Below are 24858 nucleotides of genomic sequence, written 5' to 3'. Positions count from 1 at the left end.
TCAACTACGCTGCCGCACAAGCCGCACCAATCCGCTCACCGGTGCGCCTACGAACCTCTGCCGTAATCGCCCGAGCGGCACCGACCGCGCGCGCCGAACGGAAGGGACTCCCGGTGACGGCACGTCCACACACCCCCACAGACCACCGGACGCTGCGCGCTTCCTCCTGGCACGCAGCGGGAGGGGCGCGATGAAGCCGACGTCGTCGCGCCCCTCCGTGGCGGTGGTGGGCGCCGGCGTGTCGGGCCTCACCGCGGCCTACCTGCTCAACCGGACCCATGACGTCACGCTGTTCGAGGCGCAGGACCGTCTCGGTGGCCACGCCCACACCCACGACGTCACCGCCAGCGACGGCAGCCACCACGCCGTCGACACCGGGTTCATCGTCCACAACGACCGCACCTACCCGCTGCTGCGGCGCCTGTTCGGCGAGCTGGACGTGCCGGTGCGCTCCACCGAGATGAGCATGAGCATCAGGTGCGAGGGCTGCGGGCTGGAGTACGCCGGCGGCCGCGGCGCCAAGGGCCTCCTCGCCCAGCCTGGCCGGGTCCTGGACCCCACGTTCCTGCGCCTGCTGGGCCAGGTGAAGCGGTTCCACCGCCGGGCGAGCGCGTTCCTGGACACGAGCAGCGAAGGCGACCTCACGACATACGGGGAGTTCCTGCGGCGCGAGGGCTTCTCGGACTACTTCATCACCCACTACGCGGTGCCCGTCGTCTCCTGCGTCTGGTCCTCGGGCCAGGAGACCGCGCTGCTCTACCCCGCGCGCTACCTGTTCCGGTTCCTGGACCACCACGGCATGCTCAGCGTCACCGGCTCGCCGCAGTGGTACACCGTCGCCGGCGGCTCCCGCACCTACGTCGAGCGGATCGGCGCGCAGCTGCCTGCCGTGCGCGTCAGCGCCGGGGTGCGCGACCTGACCCGCTGGTCCACCGGCGTCACCGTGGTCGACACCACCGGTGAGCGGCACGGGTTCGACAAGGTCGTCATCGCCACCCACGCCGACGAGGCGCTGGCGATGCTCACCGACCCGACCGACGACGAGGTCAGCACGCTCAAGGCGTTCACCTACTCCCGCAACGAGACCGTCCTGCACACCGACGCCTCGATCCTCCCGTCGGCACGCCAGGCCCGGGCCTCGTGGAACTACCTCATGACCTCGTGCACCGACCTGCACGACTCCACCGTGGTGACCTACTGGATGAACCGGCTGCAGGGGCACACCTCTCCGGACCAGCACCTGGTCACGCTCAACGCGCGCGAGCGGGTCGACCCGTCGAGAATCCTGGCCGTGATGGACTACGAGCACCCCATCTACACCCCCGAGGCGGTGGCGGCCCAGGGCTCGCTCGCCGGCCTCGCCAGCGACACCACCGTCTACGCCGGGGCCTACCACGGCTGGGGCTTCCACGAGGACGGCTGCCGCTCGGGGGTGGAGGCGGCGCGGCACTTCGGGGTCGACTGGTGACCCCGGCACTCCCCGCGCTGCCGGCGCTGGTCGAGGGCTTCGTCTCGCACTCGCGCAAGGGCCCGGTGCGCCACGCCTTCCGGTACGGGGTCTACCAGTGGCTGGTCGACCTGGACGACCTCCCCCGTATGCCGCGCTGGCTGCGCCCGTTCGCCTCGTTCCGGTCCGCCGACCACCTCGGTGACCCGGCCCGCAGCATCAAGGACAACGTCGTCGCCTTCGCCGCCGGCGAGGGCGTGGACCTGACCGGCGGGCGGGTGCTCATGCTCGCCAACGCCCGGGTCCTCGGCCACGTCTTCGACCCGCTGTCGGTGCACTGGTGCCTGGACGCCTCCGGCCACCTGGCCTGCGTCCTCGCCGAGGTGCACAACACGTACGGCGAGCGCCACGCCTACCTCCTGCGCCCGGACGACGGTGGCACCGCGTGGACCGACAAGGAGCTCTACGTCTCCCCGTTCTACGACGTGTCCGGCCGCTACCAGCTCACGTTCACGCTGACCCCCGACCAGGTGGCCACCACCGTCGTGCTCCACCGCGACGGCGAGGTCGCCTTCGGCGCCACGTTCCGCGGCACACCGCACCCGGCCACGCCGCGACGGCTGGTGGGCCAGGTGCTGCGCCGGCCGCTGATGCCCCAGCAGGTCACGGCCCTGATCCGGCTGCACGGGGTCTGGCTGTGGCTGCGCCGACTGCCCGTTGCCCCCCGCCCGCGCCACCGCGCCCAGGAAGGTGTCTGAGATGACCACCGTCGCCCCCACGTCCCTGCGCTGGCCCGCGCTGGAGACGGTGCCCACCGCCCCGGTCCACGCCCGCGTCGCCCGCGTCCTGTTCGAGCGTGCCGTCGGCCTCGTGCCGGTCCGTGCCACCTACCCCGACGGCCGGGTCGTCGGTGGCGGCGGGCCCGACTCGCCGGTCTTCGAGCTGGTGAACCCGGAGGCGTTCTTCGCCCGGATCGGCAAGGACACCAAGATCGGCTTCGGCGAGGCCTTCATGGCCGGCGACTGGCGCCCGGGTCCGGGCACCGACCTGGCCGACCTTCTGGCGCCGTTCGCGGCCAAGCTGAGCCAGCTCATCCCCGAGTGGCTGCAGCGGTTCCGCACCATCGTCGACGAGCGGTTGCCGCACCACGAGGAGAACACCCTCGAGGGCTCCCGGGAGAACATCCACCGGCACTACGACCTGAGCAACGACCTGTTCGCGGCGTTCCTCGACCCGACGATGAGCTACTCCTCGGCATGGTTCGAGGACGGCGACGACCTCGAGGCCGCCCAGCTGCGCAAGATCGACGGCATGCTCGACTACGCCGGGGTCGGCGAGGGCACGCGGGTCCTCGAGATCGGCACCGGCTGGGGCGCGCTGGCCCTTCGCGCCGCGCAGCGCGGCGCCCGGGTGCTGACCATCACCCTGTCGGAGGAGCAGGCCGAGCTCGCCCGCGAGCGCATCGCCGCCGCCGGGATGACCGACCGGGTCGAGGTGCGCCTCCAGGACTACCGCGAGGTCCAGGGCCAGTTCGACGCCATCGTCAGCGTCGAGATGATCGAGGCCGTCGGCGAGAAGTACTGGCCGACCTACTTCTCCACGATCGACCGACTCCTGGCCCCCGGCGGCCGGGTCGCGATCCAGTCGATCACCATGGCGCACGAGCGGATGCGGGCCACGCGGCGCAGCTACTCCTGGATCCAGAAGTACATCTTCCCCGGCGGGATCATCCCGTCCCTGCAGGCGATCGACGAGACCCTGGCCAGGCACACCAGCCTGCGGGTCGCGCAGCGCCGCGAGCTCGGGTGGCACTACGCCGAGACCCTGAAGCAGTGGCGCGGCCGGTTCCTCGCCGAGTGGGACCACGTCCGCACGCTCGGCTTCGACGACACGTTCCGCTCGATGTGGGAGTTCTACCTGGCCTACTGCGAGGCCGGCTTCCGCACCGGCTACCTGGGCGTCAGCCAGCTGCAGATGGTCCGCCCGTAGTGGATCTCGGGGGCAGGGTCGCCTGGGTCGTCGGCGCATCCAGCGGCATAGGCGCGGCCGTGGCCCGAGAGCTGGCCGCCCGGGGCGCCCGGGTGGCCGTCTCGGCCCGGCGTGCCGACCGGCTGGCTTCCGTGGCCGAGGGGCGCATGCTCGTCGCGCCGGCGGACGTCACCGACCGGGCACAGGTCCATGCCGCGGCGGCACGGGTCGAGGCCGAGCTCGGGCCGCCTGACCTGGTGCTGCTGTGCGCCGGGCACTGGCAGCAGATGCCGGCCGGCACGTGGGACGCCGACTCCTTCGAGCGCCACCTCCAGGTCAACCTCGTCGGCATGAGCAACGGCATCGACGCGGTGCTTCCCGGCATGGTCGCCCGAGGCCGGGGCGTCATCGCCGGCGTCGCGTCGGTGGCCGGCTACCGGGGCCTGCCGGGGGCCGAGGCCTACGGCGCCACGAAAGCCGCCCAGATCAACCTGCTCGAGTCGCTGCGCCTGTCGGTGCGCCGCAGCGGGGTGCACGTGACCACGATCTGCCCCGGCTTCGTGCGCACCGAGATGACCGAGGTCAACGAGTTCCCCATGCCGTTCCTGGTCGAGCCGGACGAGGCGGCTCGGGCGATCTGCGACGGGCTGGAGCGCGACCGGAACGAGATCGTCTTCCCCACCCGGATGGCGGTGCTGATGAAGCTCGCGCGGTTCGTGCCGGCCGGCGCCTGGGCCCGGGTGCTGGCCAGCCGGCGCTAGCTGCCGGTCTCGCGCCAGGCCTGGTGCAGCAGCTGGGCGAAGACCTCCACCGGCTGGGCCCCGGAGAGCGCCACGGACCGGTTCGCGACCACGAACGGCACCGTGGTGATGCCCAGCTCGCGGGCCGCGGCCTCGTCGGCGCGCACGTCGTCGGCGTAGTCGTCGGAGGCGAGCACCGCCGCCAGCACGTGCTCGTCGAGCCCGGCCTCGGCCCCCAGTCGCTGCAGCGTGGAGATGTCGTCGAGGACCTTGCCCTCCTCGAAGTGGGCGGCGAACAGGCGCTCCTTGACTGCGCCTTGCAGGGCCGGCCCGCCCTGGGCCAGCCCCATGTGCACCATCCGGTGCGCGTCGAAGGTGTTGGTCCACACGGCCCGGTCGAAGTCCATCCGCAGGCCCTCCTCGCCCGCGGCCCGGGCGACCCGCGCGCTCATGGCCCGGCCCGCCTCCGGGCCACCGCCGTAGCGGCGCCCGAGGTAGTCGTAGACGGGGACGCCCTCGCCGACCGGGGTGCGCGGGTCGAGCTCGTAGGAGCGGTAGCGGACCTCGACCAGTGCCGGCCGCTCGAACGCGGCGATCGCGTGCTCGAGGCGACGCTTGCCCAGGTAGCACCAGGGGCAGACGACGTCGGACCAGACCTCGAGGAGGATGCCCGGCGTGCGGTCCGTCGCCGTGGGCGCTGCGGCTTCCGTGCGCGTGGTGCTCATGGCCCCATTGTCCCAAAGACCCGGCAACGCCGCAGGCCCCGAACCCGTGCGGGGTTCGGGGCCTGCGGCGTCAGGCTCAGGCTTGGGCCCTCGATCAGGAGAAGCGGCCGTAGGTGATGCTGCTGTCGTTCCAGATCGGGCGCTTGCTCACGACGGCACCGCTGTGCGGGGCGTCCCACATCATGCCGCCGCCGGCGTAGATGCCGACGTGGTGGGCGGGGTTGCCGAAGAAGACCAGGTCACCCGGCTGCGGGTTGCTCACGCGGGTCGCAGCCATGCGCTGCTCCTCGGCCGTGCGCGGCAGCGAGATGCCGATCTTGCTGAAGACGTACTGGGTGAAGCCGGAGCAGTCGAAGCCCGACGGCGTGGTGCCGCCCCACTCGTAGGGGACACCGGCGTACATCGCGGCGATGCCGAGCACGCCGGCGGCCGGCGAGGGCAGGTTGATCGCCATGCGGTCGGTGCTGCGGCTGACCGTCTCCACGGCGCGGTGCACCGGGGCAGCCTTCGGGGCGGTGGCGTCGAAGCCGACCTCACCGAAGGAGGGCGCAACCGGGACGGCAGCGGTGCTCGGGGCCGAGACCGCGACCGTGCCGGGGGCGTTGGTCGGGGTGGCCGCCTCGGGAGCGTGCGTGGCCGGCGCGGCCGAGGCGGGCATGCTGAACGAGGCCACCAGACCACCGGAGACCGCGAGGACCGCGGAAGCCTTGGCGGCGGGCTGGCCGGAACGGCCAAGAGCAGACGTCAGGGCAGTGGTGGTCGTCTGGCGACCTGCGGCGCGGTGGCGCCCGGCATGGTGCTTCGACACGATGAACAGACCTCTCCAGTGCCTACGAGGTGAGCTGTCGGGTTCGGGTGGGAGGTATGCACCCGGCCCTGAGGCAGCCATCCGACCTGGGTCGGCCAGCCGCCTGAGGGCTTCACCCCAAGGGGCGTCTCACGACGCCCCGCAAGTGGGTCCCCCGCTCCTGCCAAACGGTGTGTGAACTCATCTCGAACGTGGCGGCAGGATTCGGCATGCCACATCGAGAGCTTCCTCCAGGGGGAGAGCAAGCGATGCCACCGTACACAGACCAAAGTCCCTTGTCACATCGAGGTCACGGGCGTGTCGGAGACCTGGCGGCGGCATCGGCGACGTCGCAGGTCAGCGGGCTGCGCACCCCTTGGGAGGGGGACAAAATCGGGCAAACTCCACCGCCCCGGGGTCGGGCGTGTCGCCAGGGACAGCGGCAGGACCGGCCCTCGGACCGGTCCTGCCCGCTGACGAGGGCCTCGCCGGGATGCCCGGCGAGGCCCCAACACCTCAGACTGCGGCCGCGAAGACGTGCGCCGCCGTGCTCTCCGGCAGCGACACCCCTGCCGCGTCCTCCGCACCGTCGCGCACCACGATCACGCGGCCGGCCTCGCGCCGGATCCGGACCCGCCGGCCCGGCAGGAGCCCGGCCACGGTGAGCAGGCTCAGGGCCTCGTGGTCGACCTGGACCGGCTCGCCGATCCGGCGCACGGTCACCACGCTGGGCTGGTCACCGGCGAGGACGGCCAGGCTGCTGACGCCCAGCCGGAAGTCCTCCCCAGCCTCCTCGCCCAGCTCGTCCAGACCCGGGATCGGGTTGCCGTAGGGCGACTCCCGGTGCTCGCCGATGAGCTGGAGGATCTTGCGCTCGACCCGCTCGCTCATGACGTGCTCCCAGCGGCAGGCCTCGTCGTGGACGTACTCCCACTCGAGGCCGATGACGTCGACGAGCAGGCGCTCGGCCAAGCGGTGCTTGCGCATCACCCGCGTGGCGATCCGGCGGCCCTCCTCGGACAGCTCGAGGTGACGGTCGCCGGCCAGGCTCAGCAGCCCGTCGCGCTCCATCCGGGCGACGGTCTGGCTCACCGTGGGGCCGGAGTGACCGAGGCGCTCCGCGATGCGGGCGCGCAGCGGCGGGATGCCCTCCTCCTCCAGCTCGTAGATCGTCCGGAGGTACATCTCGGTGGTGTCGATCAGATCCGTCACAGCGCATAGCCTCTCATTTGTGCCCGACACCGTGCTCTGGCTTCGTCGTGACCTGCGCCTGGCCGACCTGCCCGCCCTCGGGGCCGCCCACGAGGCCGCGGACGGCTCGTCCGTCCTGCCGCTGTTCGTGCTCGACCGGCGGCTGTGGGACGGCGCCGGCGCCGTGCGTCGCGCCTGGTTGAACGCCTCCCTGCGCGCTCTCGATTCCCGGTATGACGGAGCCCTGGTCGTGCGCGTCGGTGACCCCGCGCAGGTGGTCCCCGAGGTGGCCCGCGAGGTGGGCGCCACCAGCGTGCACGTCAGCGCCGAGAGCACCCCGTTCGGCCGGCGCCGCGACGAGGCCGTGCGCCGCGCACTGGGCGAGCAGGACTGCGCGCTCGAGGCGACCGGCACGGCATACGCGGTGGGGCCGGGGACGCTGACGACCGGCGGCGGCACGCCCTACCAGGTGTTCACCCCCTTCTCGCGCGCCTGGCGCGCGCACGGCTGGCCGCAGCCGGCACCCGTGCCAAAACAGCTGCGGTGGGTGCGGCGGGTGGAGTCGCAGGACCTGCCGTTGCTCGACGGCGAGGTGCCGGACCTGCCCCCAGCCGGGGAGGAGGCGGCCCTGGAGCGCTGGCACGCCTTCCTCGAGGACGGCCTGGCCGACTACGCCGACACCCGCGACCGCCCGGACCTGGCCGGCACCTCCGGGTTGTCCGCCCACCTGAAGTTCGGCGAGGTCCACCCGCGCACGCTGCTCGCCGACGTCGCGGTTCACCCCGACCACCGCAAGGCCGGGCCGCAGACGTTCGTCACCGAGCTGGCGTGGCGCGAGTTCTACGCCGACGTGCTGTGGCACCGGCCCGACTCGGCGTGGGCCGACCTCAAGCCGTCACTGAAGGGGATGGCCTACGACGAGCCGGGCGAGGGGTTCGAGGCGTGGAAGGCGGGGCGCACCGGCTACCCCATGGTCGACGCGGGGATGCGCCAGCTGCTCGCCGAGGGGTGGATGCACAACCGGGTCCGGATGATCGTCGCCAGCTTCCTGGTCAAGGACCTGCACGTGTGGTGGCCGCACGGCGCCCGCCACTTCATGGCGCACCTGTGCGACGGCGACATCGCCTCCAACTCCCACGGCTGGCAGTGGGCCGCCGGCACGGGCACCGACGCCTCGCCGTACTTCCGGGTGTTCAACCCGGTGACCCAGGGGCGCAAGTTCGACCCCGACGGCGACTACGTGCGCCGCTACGTGCCCGAGCTGGCGCACGTTCGCGGCGGTGCGGTGCACGAGCCGTGGAAGGTCGACGGCGCCTACGACCACGGCTACCCCGAGCCCATCCTCGACCACGCCGAGGCCCGGGAGGAGGCCCTGCGCCGCTACGAGGCGGTCAAGGGCTAGCGTGCCGGACGTGACCGAGTCCTTCGTCGTCCCCGCCCGGTTCTGTGGCCCGCCGCTGTCCGGCAACGGCGGCTGGGTCAGCGGCCACCTGGCCCAGCTCGTCGAGGGCGAGGAGGGGCAGGGCGCCGGAGCCGTCACGGTGCGGCTGCGCACGCCCCCGCCGCTGGACACCGAGATGGACGTGACGCGGGCCGACGACGGCACGGTCGAGCTCTGGGACGGCCAGACCCTGGTGGCCCAGGCCATCTCGGCCGAGCCGCTGGACACCGCCGGGACGCCCACACCAGTGTCGTTCGCCGACGCGGAGGCGGTCGGCCCCTCGTACGAGGGCCTGGCCGAGCACCCCTTCCCCACCTGCTTCACCTGCGGCACCGACCGCGACCCCGCCGACGCCCTGTGCCTGCATACCGGCCCGCTCCCCGGCCACGAGACGCTCCGGGCCGCCGCGTGGCGCCCGGCCGAGGTGACCCCGGAGATCGTCTGGGCGGCGCTGGACTGCCCCGGCGCGTGGGCCTCGGGCATCGCCGGCCGCGCCATGGTGCTCGGCACGATGACGGCGCAGGTGCACGACCTGCCGGCCGTGGGCGAGGAGTGCGTCGTGATGGCCTGGCCTCGTGGCGAGCAGGGCCGCAAGTTCCTCTCCGGCACCGCGCTGTATGCCGCGGACGGTCGCCTGCTCGCGCAGGCCGAGGCCGTGTGGATCGCCATCGACCCCGCCGCCGTGCGCCCCGCCTGAGCGCGAGCGAGCCTCACCCACCCACCCACCCCGCCGAGAGGGACGTTCCTGTCCCTTGCGAGGGGCCTGAAGCCCGAGAAACGTCCCTCTCGGCGGGAATCCGACCGCGGTCGACCGAACGCCGACCGACCCGCGGGACGTGGTGCAGGCCACACGGAAACGGACATCCCGGCGGAAATATCCTCAAGTCGTTGACCGTTCAATCGTTCATGACGACCTACCCCGAGACCCAGGCCGAGCTCGAGCAGTTCGAGGCCGAGTTCGCCGACCAGCTCCAGCTCTCCACCGAGGCCCAGGACCTGCTGTTCCGCGAGGCCCGCACCGCCAACACGTTCACCGACGAGCCGGTGTCCGAGGAGCAGATGCGCGCCATCTACGAGCTGGTCAAGTGGGCGCCGACGTCGATGAACAACCAGCCGCTGCGCATCGTCCTGGTCCGCAGCGACGAGGCCCGGGCCCGGCTCGTCGACCTCATGGCTGAGGGCAACAAGCCCAAGACGCAGGCCGCCCCGCTGGTCGCCATCCTCGCCGCGGACAACGAGTTCCACGAGGAGCTGCCCAGGGTCTTCCCGCACTTCCCGGCGGCCAAGGACATGTTCGGGGGCAACGAGGCGATGCGCCTGCGCACCGCCGAGCTCAACGCCACCCTGCAGATCGCCTACTTCATCCTCGGTGTCCGCGCCGCCGGCCTGGCCGCCGGCCCGATGACCGGCTTCGACGCCGACGCCGTGACCCGCGAGTTCTTCCCCGACGGCGAGCACCGCGCCCTCGCCGTGGTCAACATCGGCAAGCCGGGCCCCGACGCCTGGTTCCCGCGCAGCCCCCGCCTCGACTTCGACGAGGTCGTCACCACGGTCTGAGCCGACGCCGCGGATAAGGCATTGCGCGCCGCCGGACACCGACCTACCGTCGTGTGCACACGAGAAGGGAGGTGGTCCGTTAGTGATTATTCACAGGACGCGTGAGGTGGCTGAGCGCTAGCCCAGCCCGTTCCCTGGCCCCCCTCGGGTGTGCCAGTCGTGGACGGCAAGGGTGACCGCAATCCCAAGCAGTCACCGCAGCCCGTGAGGATGCGCGACTCGTCCATCGCGCCCCGGACCGCATGGCCCGGAGCTCACGGGCTGTTCCATGCACGGAGCCGGCCTGCGTCACGCAGGCCGGCTCCGTCGCGTGCGGGGCGGGTCAGCGCGGCAGCGCCGCCGCCTCGCGGGCCAGCTGCTCGACCCGGCCCCAGTCCCCCGCCGCCACGGCGTCCTTGGGGGTCAGCCACGACCCGCCGACGCAGCCGACGTTCGGCAGCGCGAGGTAGTCGGCCGCGTTGGCCGTCGTGATGCCGCCAGTGGGGCAGAACCGCAGGTGCGGCAGCGGGCCGGAGACGGCCTTGAGGAACTCCACGCCGCCACTGGCCTCGGCGGGGAAGAACTTCATCGCGCCGAGGTCGTGCTCGGCCAGGGTCATCATCTCGGTGAGGGTGGCCGCCCCGGCGAGCAGCGGCATACCGCTGTTGAGCGCGGCGGACAGCAGGCCCGCGGGCGACCCGGGGGTGACCAGGAACTGCGCACCGGCCCGCTGCACGGCGTGGACCTGCGCCGGGGAGGTGACCGTGCCCGCGCCGGTGACCATGCCGGGCACCTCGGCGGCCACGCGCTCGATCGCGGCCAGGCCGGCGGGGGTGCGCAGGGTGACCTCGATGATCCCCACGCCGCCACGCAGCAGGGCCTGGGCCAGCGGCACCGCCTGCTCGACGTCGTCCACGACGACGACGGGTATGACGGGGCTGACGGCGAGCAGCTCGGCCGCCGTCCGGGGGTGGTTGGTCTCGGCGACGCTCGTCATGAGGCGCTCTCCTGCAGGTGGTGGGCGGGCGAGGTGACAGTGTCCACCGCGCCGAACACGTGGGCGCCCTGGTCGGCGCGGCCGACCAGGTGGCGCAGGCCGGCGAACAGCTCGCGCCCGGTGCCGAAGGTCTCGCCGCCCGCGGTGGTGACCGGCTCCCGGCCCTCCCACTCCTGCTCGGCGACGAGGACGTCGAGGGTGCCACGGTCGGCGTCCAGCCGGACCACGTCGCCGTCGCGCAGCCGGGCGATGGGACCGCCGTGGACCGCTTCCGGCGTCACGTGGATCGCTGCCGGGATCGCCCCGGAGGCACCGGACATGCGTCCGTCGGTGACCAGTGCGACCTGGAAGCCGCGCTTCTGCAGGACACCCAGGGACGGGGTCAGCGCGTGCAGCTCCGGCATGCCGTTGGCCGAGGGACCCTGGTCGCGGATGACCACGACGACGTCACGGTCCAGCTCGCGGCGGGAGAACGCGGTGAGGAAGCCGACCTGGTCGGTGAAGACGCGCACCGGCGCCTCGATGAGCCGGTGCTCGGCGGCGACGGCAGAGACCTTGATGACGGCGTGGCCGAGGCTGCCGCTGAGCACCCGCAAGCCGCCGTCGGGGGCGGACGGGTCGCTTGCCGGGCGCAGCACGTCCAGGTCGGTGCTCGCCGCGGCCGGCTCGCGCCAGGTGAGGGCGCCGTCCTCGAGGGCCGGCATCCGGCGGTAGCGGTCGAGGCCCGGACCGGCGAGGGTCAGCACGTCCTCGTGAAGCAGCCCGGCGTCGAGCAGGGTGCCGACGAGGAACGGGGTGCCGCCCGCCGCGTGGAAGTGGTTCACGTCCGCGGTGCCGTTGGGGTACATCCGGGCACAGAGCGGCACCACCCGCGACAGGTCGTCGAAGTCCTCCCACGTGAGCTGGACGCCGGCCGCGGCGGCCATGGCGACCAGGTGCATCGTGTGGTTCGTCGAGCCACCGGTGGCGAGCAGGGCGACGACGCCGTTGACGACGACCTTCTCGTCCACGACGTGGCCGATGCCGTAGGACTGGTCGCTGCCCGCGATCTCGGCCACCCGGCGCGTGGCCTCGGCGGTGAGCGCCTCACGCAGCGGGTCGTCCGGCGAGACGAACGCCGCGCCGGGCAGGTGCAGGCCCATGACGTCCATGAGCAGCTGGTTGGAGTTGGCGGTGCCGTAGAAGGTGCACGTGCCGGGCGAGTGGTACGACGCGGTCTCGGCGGCGAGCAGCTCCTCCCGGCCGACCTCGCCGGCGGCGTGGGCCCGGCGGACGGAGGCCTTCTCGGCGTTCGGCAGGCCGCTGCTCATCGGGCCGGCGGCCACCATCGCCACCGGCAGGTGGCCGAAGGCGAGGGCGCCGGCGACGAGGCCGGGCACGATCTTGTCGCACACCCCGAGCATGAGGGCGCCGTCGAACACGTCGTGGGAGAGCGCGATCGCCGTCGACATGGCGATGACGTCCCGGCTGAACAGGCTCAGCTCCATGCCGTCGCGGCCCTGCGTGATGCCGTCGCACATCGCGGGCACGCCGCCGGCGACCCGGGCGACCGCGCCGAGGCCGCGCGCGGTGTCCTTGACCTGCTGCGGGTAGTGCTCGAACGGCGCGTGCGCGGAGAGCATGTCGTTGTAGGACGTGACGATGCCGAGGCTGACGGCGCTCTCCCCCGACATGGCGGCACGGTCCGAGCCCCCGCAGGCGGCGACCGCGTGGGCCAGGTTGCTGCAGCCGAGGTCGGCGCGGGTCAGGCGCCCGCCACGCTCGGCGGCGGCGTGCTGGATGCGCGAGAGGTAGTCACGGCGGGTCTGCCGGCTGCGCTCACGGATCCGCTCGGTGACGTCGGCGACGACGCGGTGCACGGCAGGGGTGTGGGGACGGCTGGGCATGGTTCTCCTCGCAGGTCGCGGCGGCCCCGGAGGGCTGGCGGCGAACGGCGACGGTGGCGCCCGCTGTCACGCTTGTGACGGCCTTCACGCTAGAGCACGGGTCGGGGTTACCGGCAAGTACGCCCCGCCGCGTCCCGCGATCCGGACCGGCTGCCTCAGGGCTGGCGGCGCTCCACCCGCCACGCGGACGGGTCGTCGAGGTCGCCCTCACCGGCCCGGACGAAGACCAGCCGGTCGTGCAGCCGGTCGCGCCGGCCGGCCCAGAACTCCACCTCGTCACAGGTGATGCGGTAGCCGCCCCAGAACGGCGGCACCGGCACGTCGTCGACCCCACCGCGGTCCGGCCACTGCGCCGCGTATCGCGCGTAGGCGGCCTCCAGCCCCTCCCGGCCCTCGATGACCTGCGACTGCCGCGACGCCCACGCGCTGACCCGCGACCCCCACGGGCGGTGGCCGAAGTAGTCGCGGACCTGCTCCTCGGGCAGCCGGTGGGCCGTGCCCCGGAAGCGGACCGCGCGATACATGGCCGGCCAGGTGAGGGAGGCGGCGATGCCGGCGTTGCCGGCGAGCTGGCGGCCCTTGGCCGACTCCAGGTTGGTGACGAAGCCCGGGCCGCTGGGGTCGAAGAAGCGCATGAGGACGGTGCGCACGTCGGGGCGGCCGTCGGCGTCGACGGTGGCCACCGACATCGCGGTCGGCTCGGGCACGTCACCCTCGGCGCCGGCCCGCTCGCGGGCGGCCTCCAGCCAGGCGCTGGCCTGCCGCCACGGGGTGGCGGCCAGGTGCTGCTCGAGCAGCCCCTCACCGAGGTAGTCGTGGCGGTCCGCAGGCGTCATGGGTCGAAGGCTAACGACCCTCGAGCACGGTGAGGCCGAGCTGGGCCGCGAACGCGGGGGCGAGGTCGTAGAGCTGGGACTGGGCGATCGTCGCGCCGGCCAGGCTGGTCACGCCCTTGGGGGCCCGCAGGTCGGCGCCGCTGAGGTCGACGCGCTCCAGCCGGGCGCGGGAGAAGTCGGGCTCGACCAGCTGGCAGCCGTCGAAGCTGACGTCGACCAGGGTGGCCTCGGCGAAGTCCACCTCGCGCAGGACGCACCCCTCGAAGCGCACGTCCTGCAGGGTCGCCCCGCGCAGGTTGAGGTAGTCGACCTTGCCACCGCGCACCGCGACCCGGCGCAGGTCGGCGCCGAACGCCTGGACCGCCGCCAGGCGCGGGTCGCTGACCACGACGTCGAGCCACGAGGTCTCGGCCAGGTCCGGCGCCACGCCCTGCAGGTCGGCGAGGACGCAGTCGGCGAAGCGGGCCCCGCGCAGCCGGGTCTCGTCCAGGCGGCAGGCGTAGACCCCGCACTCGAGGAACCGTGCGTCGCGCCCGTCCTGGCCGGACAGGTCGAGGTCACGCAGCTCGAGGGCGTCGTACTCCCCCGCCTGCTCCAGGCCGGCGTCGCCGAAGGGCTCGAGGTCGGGCAGGTCGATCTCGAGGCGGCGGGGTGAGCGGGGGGCTCGTGCCATGGCGGGCTCCTTGTGCGGGAAGGGCGAACGGTGTCCTCCACACGGACCGCACCGTTCGCTCGACGCGGGACACGGTGCAGAATGGCAGGCGCCCCCGACACCGCGGTCGGGCGCAGGGATGGAGTGCTTTGATGACCGACAGCGACTTCAAGCCCGGACTCGAGGGTGTCATCGCCTTCGAGACCGAGATCGCCGAGCCCGACAAGGAGGGTGGCGCGCTGCGCTACCGGGGGGTCGACATCAACGACCTCGTCGGCAAGGTGTCGTTCGGCAACGTGTGGGGACTGCTGGTCGACAACAAGTTCAACCCGGGCCTGCCACCGGCGGAGCCCTTCCCGCTGCCGGTGCACACGGGTGACGTGCGCGTCGACGTGCAGAGCGCGCTGGCCCAGCTCGCCCCCGTGTGGGGCTTCCGCCCGCTGCTCGACATCGACCCGGCGCAGGCCCGCGACGACCTCGCCCGCGCCTCGGTGATGGCGCTGTCCTTCATCGCGCAGTCGGCCCGCGGGCAGGACCGCCCGATGGTCCCCCAGCGCGAGGTGGACAAGGCCCACACCATCGTCGAGCGCTTCATGATCCGCTGGCGTGGCGAGCCCGACCCGCGCCACGTCGAGGCGGTCGACGCCTACTGGGTCTCCGCGGCCGAGCACGGCATGAACGCCTCCACCTTCACCGCCCGCGTCATCGCCTCCACCGGCGCCGACGTCGCCGCCTGCCTGTCCGGCGCGGTCGGGGCGATGAGCGGCCCGCTGCACGGCGGCGCACCCTCCCGCGTGCTGCACATGATCGAGGGCGTGGAGTCCTCCGGCGACGCCAGCGCCTACGTCAAGGACGTGCTCGACAAGGGCGAGCGCCTCATGGGCTTCGGGCACCGCGTGTACCGCGCGGAGGACCCCCGTGCGCGTGTGCTCCGCGCGACGTGCGAGCGGCTCGGCGCCCCGCGCTTCGAGGTCGCCGCGGCGCTGGAGAAGGCCGCCCTGGAGGAGCTGCACGCCCGCCGGCCCGACCGGGTGCTGGCCACCAACGTGGAGTTCTGGGCCGCGGTGCTGCTCGACTTCGCGCAGGTGCCGGCGTCGATGTTCACGCCGATGTTCACCTGCGCCCGCACCGCCGGCTGGTCGGCGCACGTGCTGGAGCAGAAGCGCACGGGGCGCCTGATCCGGCCGTCGGCACGCTACGTCGGCGAGGGCCCGCGCCCCGCGGAGGACGTCGCCGGCTGGGACGCGCAGGTCGCACCGGGTCACGCCGGCTGAGAGCTCCGTCCCATCGGGCGGACCATCGCGTCCACGGGCTGGACGCTTTGCTTGAATGGGTGACACCTGACAACGGCGTCAGAACTGCCGCAACCCGCCTCTGACCCGAAGGACGTCCCGTGACCGACGCCGCCATCACCATCCCCGCCGAGCTGCTGCCCCAGGACGGCCGGTTCGGCTCCGGCCCGAGCAAGGTCCGCCCCGAGCAGGTCGACTACCTCGCCTCGCTCGGGCGGACCGTGCTGGGCACCTCCCACCGCCAGGCCCCGGTGAAGAACCTCGTCGGGGAGGTCCGCGAGGGCCTGCGTGAGCTGTTCTCCCTACCCGAGGGCTACGAGATCATCCTCGGCAACGGTGGCTCCACGGCGTTCTGGGACATCGCCGCGTTCGGTCTGGTGCGCGAGCGCGCCCAGCACCTGGCCTTCGGCGAGTTCTCCAGCAAGTTCGCGACCGTGACCGACAAGGCACCCTTCCTGGGCAGCTCGAGCGTCATCAAGGCCGAGCCCGGCACCCTGGCCGCGCCCGTCGCCGAGGCCGGGGTCGACGTCTACGCGTGGCCGCACAACGAGACCTCCACGGGCGTCATGGCGCCGGTCCAGCGCGTCGCCGGCGCCGACGACGACGCGCTCGTGCTCGTCGACGCGACCTCCGGCGCCGGCGGCCTGCCGGTCGACATCACCCAGAGCGACGTCTACTACTTCGGCCCGCAGAAGTGCTTCGCGGCCGACGGCGGGCTCTGGCTCGCTGCGTTCTCCCCGGCCGCACTGGCCCGGGTCGACGAGATCGCGGCCACCGGCCGCTGGGTGCCGGACTTCTTCAGCCTGCCCACCGCGATCGACAACTCCCGCAAGAACCAGACCTACAACACCCCGGCCGTGGGCACCCTCGCCCTGCTCGCCGAGCAGGTGCGCTGGATCAACGGCAACGGCGGCCTGGACTGGGCGGTCAAGCGCACGGCCGACAGCTCCTCGCGGCTGTACACCTGGGCCGAGGAGACGGCATACACCTCGCCGTTCGTCGCGGACCCGGCCGCGCGCTCCCAGGTCGTGGGCACCATCGACTTCGCCGACGAGGTCGACGCGGCGGCGGTAGCCAAGGTGCTGCGCGCCAACGGCGTGGTCGACGTCGAGCCCTACCGCAAGCTGGGCCGCAACCAGCTCCGGGTCGCGATGTTCCCCGCGGTCGACCCCGAGGACGTCTCGGCGCTGATCGCCTGCGTCGAGCACGTCGTGGCCCAGCTGGGCTGACGCCGCTCATCCACGACAGAGGCCCCGGTCACGAGCGACCGGGGCCTCTGTCGTGCGTGGGTCAGGCCTTGACGAGGGCGACGAAGAGGCCGCCCGGGGCGAAGGTCAGCGGCTTGCCCGCGGCATCGGTGTAGGTCGTGGCCGCCCCGGCGCTCGGGCGCGACCACCGACCGACGATCTGCTTGCCGTCCCGATAGAGCACGACCTTGCCGGTGCCGATGGTGTGGGTGTACTGCGACGGGTTGCCCAGCACGTCGACGTCGCCGTGGTTCACCGTCACGGTGCAGTACTGCACCAGCACGTTGGACTTGGCGATCGGCGCGCCATCCGCGGCGTGCAGGCGCATGCCGTTGACCGTGCGGATGTAGGTCTGGCCATTCCAGAGGAAGGTCACGGGGGTGGAGCCGACGACGGTCCGCGGAGCCGTGACCTTCGGGGCGGACGCCAGGCGCGGGTCTGCCGCCGAGAACGTGAAGCCGACGTTGCGCACGCCGTCGGCCTTGACCTTGCGGGAAACCTCAGCGAGGTCGGAGAGCAGGTTGTACGGCGCCGGGTGGGAGCGCGAGCGGGAGAAACCGGGACCGCCGCGGTCGTTGATGACTGCGTGCATGATCGAGCGGTCGAGCGTCGGCAGGGCGTCGCCACCCCCTCCGGACGCGACCAGGATGATCCGGCCGTACTGCCACAGCAGCTCGGGATCGCTGGCCCGCACGCTTCGCACCGAGCCGACCACCGGCTTGTGGCTGGCGAAGACCGCGACCATCCGCGAGACGCCGCCCTCGGCCTGCTCGACGTAGATGACGTCCGCCTTGTCCAGGGCCACGGACGGGCGGCTGGCGGCCGTGTCGTCGATCTTCACGGCGACGACTGGACCGCTGGGCACCGGGCCGGTGCCGGTGAGCGGGTTGGTCACCGGCGCGGCAGGGGTCGACGTCGTCGGCGTGGTCGGGTGCGCGGTGGGAGCGGCCTTGTGCGCCGGGGCGCTGGAGCAGGCCGAGGCACCGAGCACCACCATGCCGAGCACGGCCGCCGCGACCTGCCTGCGGGGCCGCTGGCTCGGGCCGGACCGGATCCGTGGTGACATGGTGCGCCCTCCCTGGCGTGACGTTCTGTGAGCGGCAGCAGCGTATGCCGGGTGGCTGGGGAAGTGACGGATCTCAACCGCGTGGCGACAACCGTGACTTCCCCCGGACCGCCTCGTTGGTCCTGTCGCAAGCCCCGGGGGTGGGAGCTGAACCAGCAAGGAGACGAGTCGTGAGCAAGCACGGACAGGCACGGACGGTCATGATCCCGTGGCGGCGCATCTGGGCCGCGGCGCCGGCGGTGGCCCTGATCGGTGGTGGGGTCGCCCTCGCCGCGCTCGGGCACGCCCCCGACAGCGCGTCGGCGGCCAACACCTCGGGCGCCCTGGTCAAGGTCCCCGAGTTCATCATGGAGGACGCCGGGTCCCCGCCCATCGCCCCGTCCCGGGTGGCCAAGGGCCTGGGCATCCGCCCCGGCACGACGTCGACCAGCACCGAAGCCGTGGTCATCGACCGGTCCGGCGTCCCGGCGCGGGCCCTGTCGGCCTACCGCTCGGCCGAGCACCTGATGCGCACGGCCGACCCGAGCTGCCACCTCGACTGGCCTGTGCTCGCCGCGATCGGCAAGGTCGAGAGCGACCACGGGCGCTACGGCGGCAGCAGCCTCAACGACCAGGGCATCGCGACGCCTGGCATCTACGGGATCGAGCTCGACGGCACCCACGGCACCGAGCGGGTCAAGGACACCGACAGCGGCCTCTACGACCAGGACGGCATCTGGGACCGCGCGGTCGGCCCGATGCAGTTCATCCCCAGCACGTGGCGGGCGATCGGCACGGACGCCGACGCCGACGGCTTCAAGAACCCCCAGAGCATCGAGGACGCGGCCACCACCACGGCGGCCTACCTGTGTGCCGGCCGGGTCGACCTGCGCCAGTCAAGTGACCTCTACGGCTCGCTGCTGCGCTACAACAACTCCGACTCCTACGTGCGCACCGTCGAGGCGCTGGCCGAGGCCTACCGCAGCGACGTCAACGAGGTCCCGGCCTCGTTCCTGCCGGCGGCCTTCGCGGACCAGCCGCAGGGCCCGCCGAAGCCGGGCCAGAAGCCCTCGAACAAGCCGCACATCCCGCCGGTCGGCACGAGCCACGCGTCGACCTCCCCGGACTCCCCCACGAGCACGACCCGGAAGCCGGGCACCCCGAGCTCGAGCACGACCAGCCCGAGTGACACGCCTTCCTCGCCGTCGCCGTCGACCTCGCCCTCCAGCGGGGGCGGCGGGTGGCCGCCGATCCTGGGCTCCGGGCCCGGCTCGACCAACACGACCGCCTCGGTCAGCCCGACCTCGATCCCGACCACCGTGTCAGACCTGCCGCTCAGCGCACCGGCAGCCGGCTGCGCGTCGCAGCTGGACGTCTCGCTCTGCAGCCCGGTCTGACCGGGTCGTCACGACGACGGGGCCGGTGCCACCCAGGAGGTGGCGCCGGCCCCGTCGTCTGCGCGGGGTCAGTGCAGTGGGGTCAGTGCACCAGCGCGCCGACCACGGCAACGGCCACCAGGACAACGAGCGCCACGAGCACGATGAGGCGACGGAACCGCGGGGTCATCAGGCCGCGATCTCGGGCATCGGCTCGGCGGCGGGCTCGCGGACCAGGACGACGCGGGGCCGGCCGGTCCAGCGGTACTCCAGGTGCAGGTTCTCCGTGCGCATGAGGTACAGCGTGGCAGCCACCAGCGCGCCTGCCACCGTGATGGTGCCGATGAGGATGGTCCACCGCGGGCCCCAGGCCGAGCCGATCCAGCCCACCAGTGGCGAGCCGAGCGGCGTGCCGCCCATGAAGATCGCCATGTAGAGGGCCATGACCCGGCCGCGCATGTGCGGGGCCACGCTGAGCTGCACCATCGAGTTCGCGCTGGTCAGCACCGTCAGGGCGCTCAGCCCCACCGGCACCAGCGCGACGGCGAACCACAGGTAGCTCGGCGCCAGCGCCGCAGCCAGGGTGGACGCCACGAAGCCGGCCAGGGCGGCGAGCAGGATCCGCAGCCGGGGCCGCGGCCGGCGCGCCGAGAGCAGGGCCGCGGACAGCGAGCCGATCGCCATGATCGAGCCGAGCAGGCCGTACTCCCCAGCACCCTTGTGGAAGACCGAGGTCGCCATGAGCGCCGTGGTTAGCTGGAAGTTCATGCCGAAGGTGCCCAGCACGAACACGATCGCCATGATCAGCATGATGTCCGGTCGGCTGCGCACGTAGCGCACGCCCTCGATGATCTGCCCCTTGCCGCGGGCTCGCGGCGCGGGCTTCAGCTCGCCGGTCCGCAGCCGCCACAGGGCGACGAGGACCGCGACGAAGGTCAGCGTGTTGATGAGGAACGCCGGACCGGTGCCGGCTGCGGCGATGAGCAGACCGGCCACGCCGGGGCCGATCAGCCGGGCCGCGTTGAACGAGGCGCTGTTGAGGCCGACCGCGTTGGTCAGCTCCTCCCGCGGCACCATCTCGGAGACGAAGGTCTGGCGGGCCGGGTTGTCGACGGCGGTGGCCACACCCTGCAGGAACGCGAGCACGTAGACGTGCCACAGCTCGACGGTGCCGGTGATGACCAGCACGCCGGTCAGGGCCGAGGTCAGGGCCAGCGAGCTCTGCGTCAGCGCGAGGATGCGGCGCTTGCTGAACCGGTCGGCGATCATGCCGGACCAGGGAGCGAGCAGCAGCAGCGGCAGGAACTGCAGGCCGGTGACGATGCCGAGCGCGACCGAGGAGTGCGGCGTCAGCTCGGTGAGGACCAGCCAGTCCTGGGCGACGCGGCCCATCCAGGTGCCGACGTTGGAGATGAGGGCGCCGGCGGCGTAGACCCGGTAGTTGTAGATCGCGAGGGAACGGAAGGTCGGGCTCACTCTCCCGCCACCCTCAGCAGGATCTCGCTCGCGCGGGCGAGCACCTCCCGCTCCTCGATGGACAGGCCCTTGATCCGGCTGGCCATCCACTCGTCCCGGCGGCGCCGGATGTCCTTCAGCGTGCGCACACCCTCCGGCGTCAGCGACAGGATCACCTGGCGCCCATCGGTCGGGTCGTCGGCGCGCAGGACGAGCCCCCGCTCGACCAGCGCCGCGACCGTGCGGCTCATGCTCGGCGGGCTGACCCGCTCGATGTCGGCGAGCTCGCGCGGGGTCCGAGGGGTCTCCTCCAGCCGCGCCAGCACGCTGAACTGGTGCGGCGCCACGATGTCGGTGCTCTCGAAACGGACCCGGCGGCTGATCCTCATGCAGGCCAGCCGGAGGTCGTTGGCCAACGTCGCGAGAGAGGTCGACGCCGGCGTCTTCGCCCTGGTTGTCATGCTGCCTCCCTGATTTCGTTAGCATAACTCATTACCTGTGCTAACTATTCCCCTTCGCCAGATCCACCCCCGGCGGGCTGGATATCGTGCGGTCATGGGTCACGGGCACTCGCACTCCCACGGACCGGTGCCGGGCACCGGTCCGGCCAGCACGGCATACCGGGGGCGGTTGCGCACGGTCCTGCTCATCACGCTCGGGGTGGTCGTCGCCGAGGTCGTGGGTGCCGCCCTGTCCGGCAGCCTCGCGCTGTGGGCCGACGCCGCGCACATGGCGGCGGATGCGGCCGGGCTCGCGGTGGCACTGCTGGCCACGCACCTGGCACACCGGCCCCCGACGATGCGCCGGACCTTCGGCTACCAGCGCGCCGAGGTGCTCGCTGCGCTCGGCAACGCCACGCTGCTGCTCGTGCTCGCCGGCGCGGTCGGTGTCCAGGGCGTCGAGCGGCTGCTCCACCCGGCCACGGTCCGCCCGGGCGTCATGTTGTGGTTCGGGGTGCTGGCCCTCGCTGCCAACTCCGCGTCACTGCTGCTGCTGCGCCGGGGGCAGGCCCACTCGATCAACGTCCGGGGCGCGTTCCTGGAGGTCCTGTCCGACGCCTTCGCGTCGGCCGGGGTCATCGCGGCGGCCGTCGTCGTAGCCCTGACCGGCTGGACCCGGGCCGACGCCGTGGTCTCCCTCGCCATCGCGGTGATGATCCTGCCGCGGGCCTGGAGCCTGCTCCGCGAGGCCGGTGAGGTGCTGCTGGAGTCCGCCCCGCCCGGCGTCGACCTCGAGCAGGTGCGCGACCACCTGCTCGGCGAGGAGGGCGTGCGCGACGTGCACGACCTGCACAGCTGGACCATCACCTCGGGGGTGCCGGTGATGTCGGCGCACATCGTCGTCGACGAGGCCGCGTTCGCCGACGGGTCCCTGCCGCAGCTGCTGGACCGGCTACAGGGGTGCCTGGAGGGGCACTTCGACGTCGCGCACAGCACCCTGCAGCTGGAAGCGGCGGGCCATGGAGACCATGAACCCGCCGCTCACCAGTGACCGCTCAGACGGCCGGGCTGCTCACTTGACGCCGAGCAGCTCCTTGACCGGGTCGATCGCGAAGTAGACGACGAACAGCGACGCCACCAGCCACATGATCGGGTGCAGCATGCGCGCCTTGCCCCGGACGACCTTGATGAGCACGTAGAGCACGAACCCGGCGCCGATGCCCACCGTGATCGAGTAGGTGAACGGCATGAGGACGATGGTGAGGAACGCCGGGAAGGCGATCTCCAGGTCGTCCCAGTCGATGCCCTTGACCTGCTGCATCATCAGGAAGCCGACCACGACCAGCGCCGGGGTGGCCGCCTCGTAGGGCACGACCGCGACGAGCGGGGCGACGAACGTCGACGCCAGGAAGAGCAGGCCGGTCACCACCGCGGCCAGACCGGTGCGGGCACCCTCGCCCACGCCGGCCGCGGACTCGATGAAGCCGGTGTTGCTGCTGACGCTGCCGACGCCACCCGCGGCAGCGGCCAGGCCGTCCACGACGAGGATCTTCTGGGCGCCGATCGGGTTGCCGTCCTTGTCGAGCAGGCCGCCCTCGGCGCCGATGGCCACCATCGTGCCCATCGTGTCGAAGAAGTCGGCGAGCACGAGGGTGAACACGAGCAGCGCCGCCGAGACGATGCCGATCTTGGAGAAGGAGCCCAGCAGGGAGAAGTGGCCCAGCAGGCCGAAGTCAGGGATGTCGAAGGCGTTGTCGGGCATCTTCGGCACGTTGAGGCCCCACCCGGTCGGGTTGACGACCTTGCCGGTCTTGTCGGTCTGGCCGCCGATGTTGAACGTCCACTCGACGAGCATCGCGAGCAGGGTGGCGCCGACGATGCCGTAGAGGATGGCGCCCTTCACCCGCTTGACCATCATCACGATGATGGCGACGAGCCCGGCGATGAAGACCAGCAGCGGCCAGCCGGCGAGGAATCCGCCGATGCCCAGCTCGACCGGAACGGGGCCGGACACCGGCTTGCGCACGAAGCCGGAGTCGACCAGGCCGATGATCGTGATGAAGAGACCGATGCCCACGCTGATGGCGACCTTGAGCTGCGCCGGCACGGCACGGAAGACCGCCTGCCGGAAGCCGGTGAGCACCAGCACCGTGATGATGATGCCCTCGATGACCACCAGCCCCATGGCGTCGGCCCAGGTCATCTGCGGGAGCTTGGCGATCCCGAACGTCACGAAGGCGTTCAGGCCCAGGCCGGCGGCGATGGCCAGCGGGTAGTTGGCCACGACACCCATGAGCAGGCTCATGACGCCCGCGACCAGGGCTGTGGCGGCGGCCACCATGGCCAGGTTCGGCGAGGTCCCGCCGCCGAGGAAGTGGCCCGTGCCATCGGTCTGGGTGCCGATGATCAGCGGGTTCAGGACCACGATGTAGGCCATCGTGAAGAAGGTGGCGAACCCGCCGCGCACCTCCCGCCCGATCGTCGAGCCTCGTTCAGTGATGCGGAAGAAGTTGTCGAGGGCCCCTCGCGCAGCAGTGGGCCGTGGCGACGTGACGGTTGACGGCATGGCCTACAGGGTAGGGGGTGGATGCGCAACCCCTCGCATCTGTCCGCTTACAGTGTGGGGGTGACCACCCCGCCAATCCCCGACCCGCAGCCCCTGAAGGTCAGGACCACGCGGGTCATCGAGGTCGGCATCGCCATCTGGGCGCTCGCCCTCGTGGTCACCCTCGTGGTCCCCGCCCTGCACACCGGGTCCCGGCACTGGTGGCCGTGGTCCTGTGTCGCCGGCGTCGTGCTCGGCTTCATCGGGTGGAGCTACGTGCGGCGTGGCCGCGGCAACGCCGCCGACGCCTGACCCCTGGCCGGTATCCCGGGTCAGGACTCCCAGCGCCAGCTCACCCCGGTGAGCTCCTCGCTGCGGTCCCACAGCTTGGCGGCCAGCGCCTCGTCCTGGGCGAACGTGCTCAGCCGGGCCGGGCCGATGGGGCCGCGGGTCTCCCCCAGCCACTGCGGACCGGTGTAGGACCCGGGCGCGGCGGCAGTGGCGGCATACAGGCTGGGGTTCGCGCCGGCGGCCGCGGACTGGAAGGCCAGCCGCACGGCGGCCGGGGCGAGAGCGCGGACGACCGGGTTGGCGCCCATGCCCTGGGGGTCGGCGACCAGGCCGGTGGCGGAGACCCCGGGGTGGGCCATGGTCGAGGTCAGGTGCGGCGCGCGCGAGGCCGCCCGGCGCTGCAGCTCGGCGCCGAAGAGGAGGTTGGCCAGCTTGGAGTTGCCGTACGCCGGGCCGGGGCGGTAGCTCTCGGCCGGGTTCCCCTCGAGGACGGCCTCGGTGCCCCAGTGGTGGCGGATCGAGGAGACCGTGACCACGCGCGGCGCCGGCGCGGCCAGCAGCGCCGGCAGCAGCCCCGCGGTGAGGGCGTAGTGGCCCAGGTGGTTGGTGCCGAACTGCAGCTCGAAGCCGTCGCTGGTGCCCTGCCACGTCGGCGGGGTCATCACCCCTGCGTTGTTGACCAGCAGGTCCAGCGGGCCGTCCCACTCCCCCGCGAGGCGCGCGACCGACTCCAGCGAGGACAGGTCGAGGTGACGGACCTCGAGGTCGGCCCCGGGGACGCCGTCGCGGATGCGCTGCGCCGCGTCCTCACCGGCGCCGGTGTTGCGGCAGGCCAGGGTGACGCGGGCGCCCCGGCCGGCGAGCGCGGCGACGGTGTGCCAGCCGATGCCGGAGTTGGCGCCGGTGACGAGGGCGCGGACGCCGTCGAGGGTGGGCAGGTCGGACGGGGTCCAGGGCATGC

24 protein-coding genes and 1 riboswitch are annotated in these 24858 nt (G+C 72.5%); of the genes, 12 read left to right on the top strand and 12 right to left on the bottom strand.

The annotated features are described in order from the left end of the window. Positions 1 to 190 precede the first annotated feature (190 nt). The 4 genes from FB474_RS01110 to FB474_RS01095 are packed head-to-tail and all read left to right on the top strand — an operon-like array spanning position 191 to position 4176. Complete coding sequence (locus FB474_RS01110; protein WP_141786971.1) at positions 191 to 1468, top strand: NAD(P)/FAD-dependent oxidoreductase; 1278 nt, start codon at positions 191 to 193, stop codon at positions 1466 to 1468. Continuing rightward, the gene (locus FB474_RS01105) at positions 1465 to 2205 is read left to right on the top strand and encodes a DUF1365 domain-containing protein (RefSeq protein WP_141786970.1); all 741 of its coding nucleotides are present in this window, start codon (positions 1465 to 1467) and stop codon (positions 2203 to 2205) included. Before FB474_RS01110 ends, FB474_RS01105 begins: the two co-directional genes overlap by 4 nt. A 1-nt stretch (position 2206) precedes the next feature. Further along, positions 2207 to 3436, top strand: a complete 1230-nt coding sequence (locus FB474_RS01100; RefSeq protein WP_141786969.1) for an SAM-dependent methyltransferase — start codon at positions 2207 to 2209, stop codon at positions 3434 to 3436. Further along, complete coding sequence (locus FB474_RS01095; protein ID WP_141786968.1) at positions 3436 to 4176, top strand: SDR family NAD(P)-dependent oxidoreductase; 741 nt, start codon at positions 3436 to 3438, stop codon at positions 4174 to 4176. Before FB474_RS01100 ends, FB474_RS01095 begins: the two co-directional genes overlap by 1 nt. Here the strand turns inward: FB474_RS01095 and FB474_RS01090 are convergent. The 3 genes from FB474_RS01090 to FB474_RS01080 all read right to left on the bottom strand — a co-directional run bounded on the left by FB474_RS01090 (position 4173) and on the right by FB474_RS01080 (position 6879). Further along, entirely contained in the window at positions 4173 to 4880 is a 708-nt protein-coding gene (locus tag FB474_RS01090; protein ID WP_141786967.1) for a DsbA family oxidoreductase, read from the bottom strand. The genes FB474_RS01095 and FB474_RS01090 overlap by 4 nt on opposite strands. Positions 4881 to 4974: 94 nt before the next feature. Further along, entirely contained in the window at positions 4975 to 5688 is a 714-nt protein-coding gene (locus tag FB474_RS01085) for a C40 family peptidase (RefSeq protein WP_246091995.1), read from the bottom strand. A 4-nt stretch (positions 5689 to 5692) separates the two neighbouring features. Then, positions 5693 to 5908: riboswitch (cyclic di-AMP (ydaO/yuaA leader) on the bottom strand. Positions 5909 to 6183: 275 nt separating this feature from the next. After that, the gene (locus FB474_RS01080) at positions 6184 to 6879 is read right to left on the bottom strand and encodes an iron-dependent transcriptional repressor DtxR (RefSeq protein ID WP_141786965.1); all 696 of its coding nucleotides are present in this window, start codon (positions 6877 to 6879) and stop codon (positions 6184 to 6186) included. Positions 6880 to 6898: 19 nt separating this feature from the next. Between FB474_RS01080 and FB474_RS01075 the strand changes: the two genes are divergently transcribed. From FB474_RS01075 to FB474_RS01065, 3 genes are all read left to right on the top strand, one after another. Continuing rightward, positions 6899 to 8260, top strand: coding sequence for a cryptochrome/photolyase family protein (locus FB474_RS01075; protein WP_141786964.1), 1362 nt, complete (start codon positions 6899 to 6901; stop codon positions 8258 to 8260). Between the two features lie 10 nt (positions 8261 to 8270). After that, on the top strand, positions 8271 to 8996 hold the full coding sequence (locus tag FB474_RS01070; protein ID WP_221632393.1) for a hypothetical protein: 726 nt from the start codon (positions 8271 to 8273) through the stop codon (positions 8994 to 8996). Between the two features lie 191 nt (positions 8997 to 9187). Beyond that, entirely contained in the window at positions 9188 to 9856 is a 669-nt protein-coding gene (locus tag FB474_RS01065) for a malonic semialdehyde reductase (RefSeq protein ID WP_246091994.1), read from the top strand. A gap of 322 nt (positions 9857 to 10178) precedes the next feature. Here the strand turns inward: FB474_RS01065 and eda are convergent, their stop codons facing one another. The 4 genes from eda to FB474_RS01045 all read right to left on the bottom strand — a co-directional run bounded on the left by eda (position 10179) and on the right by FB474_RS01045 (position 14227). Then, on the bottom strand, positions 10179 to 10832 hold the full coding sequence (gene eda / locus FB474_RS01060) for a bifunctional 4-hydroxy-2-oxoglutarate aldolase/2-dehydro-3-deoxy-phosphogluconate aldolase (RefSeq protein ID WP_141786962.1): 654 nt from the start codon (positions 10830 to 10832) through the stop codon (positions 10179 to 10181). After that, on the bottom strand, positions 10829 to 12718 hold the full coding sequence (edd, locus tag FB474_RS01055) for a phosphogluconate dehydratase (protein WP_141786961.1): 1890 nt from the start codon (positions 12716 to 12718) through the stop codon (positions 10829 to 10831). Before edd ends, eda begins: the two co-directional genes overlap by 4 nt. Positions 12719 to 12873: 155 nt before the next feature. Beyond that, the gene (gene pdxH / locus FB474_RS01050) at positions 12874 to 13554 is read right to left on the bottom strand and encodes a pyridoxamine 5'-phosphate oxidase (protein ID WP_141786960.1); all 681 of its coding nucleotides are present in this window, start codon (positions 13552 to 13554) and stop codon (positions 12874 to 12876) included. Between the two features lie 10 nt (positions 13555 to 13564). Further along, a complete protein-coding gene (locus FB474_RS01045) occupies positions 13565 to 14227 on the bottom strand; it encodes a pentapeptide repeat-containing protein (protein WP_141786959.1) in 663 nt (220 codons plus the stop codon). 131 nt (positions 14228 to 14358) lie between these two features. On the opposite strand from FB474_RS01045, the gene FB474_RS01040 reads away from it, so the two are divergent. Together FB474_RS01040 and serC are read left to right on the top strand one after the other, a co-directional pair. Then, positions 14359 to 15480: a citrate synthase 2 gene (locus FB474_RS01040; protein ID WP_141786958.1), complete on the top strand. Its 1122-nt coding sequence runs from the start codon at positions 14359 to 14361 to the stop codon at positions 15478 to 15480. A 119-nt stretch (positions 15481 to 15599) separates the two neighbouring features. Beyond that, positions 15600 to 16727, top strand: coding sequence for a phosphoserine transaminase (gene serC / locus FB474_RS01035; protein WP_141786957.1), 1128 nt, complete (start codon positions 15600 to 15602; stop codon positions 16725 to 16727). Positions 16728 to 16788: 61 nt separating this feature from the next. Here serC and FB474_RS01030 read toward each other — a convergent pair whose 3' ends face one another. Next, positions 16789 to 17811: a DUF3048 domain-containing protein gene (locus tag FB474_RS01030; protein WP_141786956.1), complete on the bottom strand. Its 1023-nt coding sequence runs from the start codon at positions 17809 to 17811 to the stop codon at positions 16789 to 16791. A gap of 170 nt (positions 17812 to 17981) precedes the next feature. Here FB474_RS01030 and FB474_RS01025 point away from each other — a divergent pair, with 170 nt between their 5' ends. Continuing rightward, positions 17982 to 19187 (top strand): lytic transglycosylase domain-containing protein, encoded by a 1206-nt coding sequence (locus FB474_RS01025; RefSeq protein WP_185745983.1) that lies wholly within the window; start codon positions 17982 to 17984, stop codon positions 19185 to 19187. A 168-nt stretch (positions 19188 to 19355) separates the two neighbouring features. Here FB474_RS01025 and FB474_RS01020 read toward each other — a convergent pair whose 3' ends face one another. Together FB474_RS01020 and FB474_RS01015 are read right to left on the bottom strand one after the other, a co-directional pair. Continuing rightward, positions 19356 to 20642: an MFS transporter gene (locus FB474_RS01020; RefSeq protein WP_141786954.1), complete on the bottom strand. Its 1287-nt coding sequence runs from the start codon at positions 20640 to 20642 to the stop codon at positions 19356 to 19358. Next, positions 20639 to 21082 (bottom strand): MarR family winged helix-turn-helix transcriptional regulator, encoded by a 444-nt coding sequence (locus FB474_RS01015; RefSeq protein ID WP_185745982.1) that lies wholly within the window; start codon positions 21080 to 21082, stop codon positions 20639 to 20641. Before FB474_RS01015 ends, FB474_RS01020 begins: the two co-directional genes overlap by 4 nt. 94 nt (positions 21083 to 21176) lie before the next feature. Between FB474_RS01015 and FB474_RS01010 the strand changes: the two genes are divergently transcribed. After that, positions 21177 to 22112: a cation diffusion facilitator family transporter gene (locus tag FB474_RS01010; protein ID WP_141786953.1), complete on the top strand. Its 936-nt coding sequence runs from the start codon at positions 21177 to 21179 to the stop codon at positions 22110 to 22112. Positions 22113 to 22133: 21 nt separating this feature from the next. On the opposite strand, the gene FB474_RS01005 is transcribed toward FB474_RS01010, so the two are convergent. Further along, entirely contained in the window at positions 22134 to 23627 is a 1494-nt protein-coding gene (locus tag FB474_RS01005; RefSeq protein WP_141786952.1) for an NCS2 family permease, read from the bottom strand. A gap of 60 nt (positions 23628 to 23687) precedes the next feature. On the opposite strand from FB474_RS01005, the gene FB474_RS01000 reads away from it, so the two are divergent. Further along, a complete protein-coding gene (locus tag FB474_RS01000; protein ID WP_246091993.1) occupies positions 23688 to 23918 on the top strand; it encodes a DUF2530 domain-containing protein in 231 nt (76 codons plus the stop codon). Between the two features lie 20 nt (positions 23919 to 23938). Here FB474_RS01000 and FB474_RS00995 read toward each other — a convergent pair whose 3' ends face one another. After that, on the bottom strand, positions 23939 to 24856 hold the full coding sequence (locus FB474_RS00995; protein WP_141786950.1) for an oxidoreductase: 918 nt from the start codon (positions 24854 to 24856) through the stop codon (positions 23939 to 23941). Between the last annotated feature and the right edge of the window lie 2 nt (positions 24857 to 24858).

Origin of the sequence: Oryzihumus leptocrescens (assembly GCF_006716205.1) — a bacterium.
Lineage (GTDB): Bacteria > Actinomycetota > Actinomycetes > Actinomycetales > Dermatophilaceae > Oryzihumus > Oryzihumus leptocrescens.
This window is presented reverse-complemented; position numbering and strand designations above follow the sequence as displayed.